Annotated in this window: 1 protein-coding gene; it reads right to left on the reverse strand. The window is 32.5% G+C overall.

Going from position 1 to position 2,532, the window contains the following annotated elements; all coding sequences use genetic code 11:
• Positions 1-676: 676 nt before the first annotated feature.
• On the reverse strand, positions 677-2,532 hold a 1,856-nt coding region (locus F6K13_RS27990; protein WP_287289129.1), incomplete at its 5' end, for a glycosyltransferase.

Consider the following 2,532-nt stretch of genomic DNA (forward strand, 5'->3'; position numbering starts at 1 on the left):
GTCAGTTATCTGCTTTGATTGAAATTATCGTCTTGTAGAAACTGGGTAATTTAATACCAATTACCAACAGTAATGCTATATTTAGGCAAAACTTCAGTTATTAAGTAATTAACACAGGTAGAATAACCTTTTTGTTAATTAGCAGCCCAGTTAATGTGAATTATTATTATGTTTAATTCTCCCCCTATTCCCCTCCTGGGAGGCGTTAGGGGTGGGTCCCCTACTCCCCGGCTCAAGAAAATATAGAAAAGTTTTTGATAAATGGTACAAGAGGTGTTAAAATCAACTTTTAAATTGCATTTATCTTAGTTTTATTATAAATATAAGCCGTTTACGGAGCATAATTTGAGGAAGTACTGATTGCCGAATTGCTATTTGCAGAGAATTCCGTTAGGAAATGCTTGGGAATAATTTTTGTGATTTTGATAGGAATTTTTACTACTTGCCAAAGATAGCATTACTTTTCATAAATCAATACCAAGCGTGAAAAAAGAATGTTTAGAATAATAAGAGAACTTAAAATATTATCCTTCAAATGTCTCTTTGATTAAAAAGAGATACTCAGACTAATAAATGATATTTAAGTTATTGATTCTAACTCCTGACTACTGACTCCTGACTCCTAATAAAAAGCTTAATCATTTGTCTCAAACATTTATCAAATTGGTATAACTTATTAAATTATATTTTGCAGAATAATAAGAAGACGTTGAATTTGTTTTTCCCAAGTCAAATCTTGCATAAAACTAACAGCAGTTTTACTCCGAAGTTGAGCATCTTCTCGATCAAAATAAACCTTTTCTAACATTTCTACTACTTCTTCAACATCAGATTCTCCCCAACCATCTACACCTGGAAACTGTGGGGTAGGTTTGACAGATTTTTGATTATATAAGGGATAACAATGAGAGTTATTAATAATATCTAAATGCCCAGTATTAGCAGAAATAATTGTTGGGATACCACAGGCAAGACTTTCCATCGCTACAAGATTTGTACCGCCTTCGCAGCGATTTGTAAATACAGCCACATCAGCTTCTCGTAATATTTGTCCTACCATATAGTTAGGAATCGGACCAACATCAATAACTGCATTGCTAGGAATGTCATTTTCTAATAACCATTCAGTAATTTGTAAACGTTTATTTTGACTAATTTTCGGTAATCCTACAACATTTCCAGTTTGTTCAATTCCCACCATAAATTGAGGCCAGAAATTATGCCAAGCTGTAATTAATAGTGCTTCTGGATAACGTTTTTGGAAGATTTTAAAAGCTGCTATGACAATATCTTGACCTTTGCGATATTCTAGCTTTCCACCAGAAAAAACAACAAAGCGATCGCCAAAAATATTAGATTTAGGTGCGGGATGAAAAATTGTTTGGTCAATGCCTTGTAAAACTTTTTGTATAGGTTTGATACTATTGTTTTCTAGAATTTTGGTATTCCAGGTAGATCCGGTAATAATCAAATCATAAGCTTTGGAGCGATTAATTTGTTCTGAGGTAAATTGAGTATTTTCTGAGAAAATAATTCCAATATTTTTGGTTCCTACAATATTATTACTTACAGAAAAATTACTACCTAAAGCTTGTAAGATTGGTAAGTTGAGATTAATTTTTTTGCCTCGGTGATTTTTGAGTTGATTTTGCAAATTTTTCTGAGCATCAAAAGCTGGATTTAGTAAAGCTTGATGTAGGGGATTTAATATTCCAGGTTGAATAGAAGGAGGGATTAATAATAAAGGTTCATATTTGGGATTTTGAAGTAGTTGGAGAGTAAGATTAATACCATAAATACCCCAACCAGTCATAGGGTTTAACGGCCAGTTAATAGCAATTTTATTCATTATGTCAGAGGTATAATTTTTCAAATTATCCGATTTTTTAATAGCTTCTTCTGGCAATTTAATAGGCTTTATTTCAGAATTTTTATTGGTGGGATAATTATTATCTAGCAAATTTTTTAAACTTTCCCCAACTTGTTCAAATACATTCTCCCAATCTCCTATTTTTCCCTGTCTAAATAATCGCGCTGTCGGATACCAAGGACTATCATTTCTATCTAACATCCATCGCCAATCAGAATCAAAATTTAATATTACCCAAACTGATTTACCTAATGCTCCTGCTAAATGAGCAATAACTGTATCTATTGTTATTACTAAATCTAATTGTTGGATCGCTGCTGCTGTATCAGCTAAATCATTAAAAGATGAACCATTATTATATACTTGAGTTTGAGAGTTCAGCCATTCTAAATCTGTGGGAGAGGCTTCTTTTTGTAAAAGATAAAAATTAGTTTGATCTATACTGAGAATTTCCTGTAAATATTCAACTGGGAAAGAGCGTTTTTGGCTAGTGTTAATGTTACTGCTTGTTTGCCAACATATGCCGATTTTGAGATTTTTTTCTGGAGCAGGTGGGATGGGAAAATTGCTTAACTTTGGTACAGATAAATAAGGAATTTTAGCAGGTATAGTTTCTAAGGTAGTACCAAAAATTCCATTAATGAGTCTACCTAGAATTTTTG

It is taken from the genome of Okeania sp. SIO2B9 (genome assembly GCF_010672505.1).
In the GTDB taxonomy this organism is placed as follows: Bacteria; Cyanobacteriota; Cyanobacteriia; order Cyanobacteriales; family Microcoleaceae; genus Okeania; species Okeania hirsuta.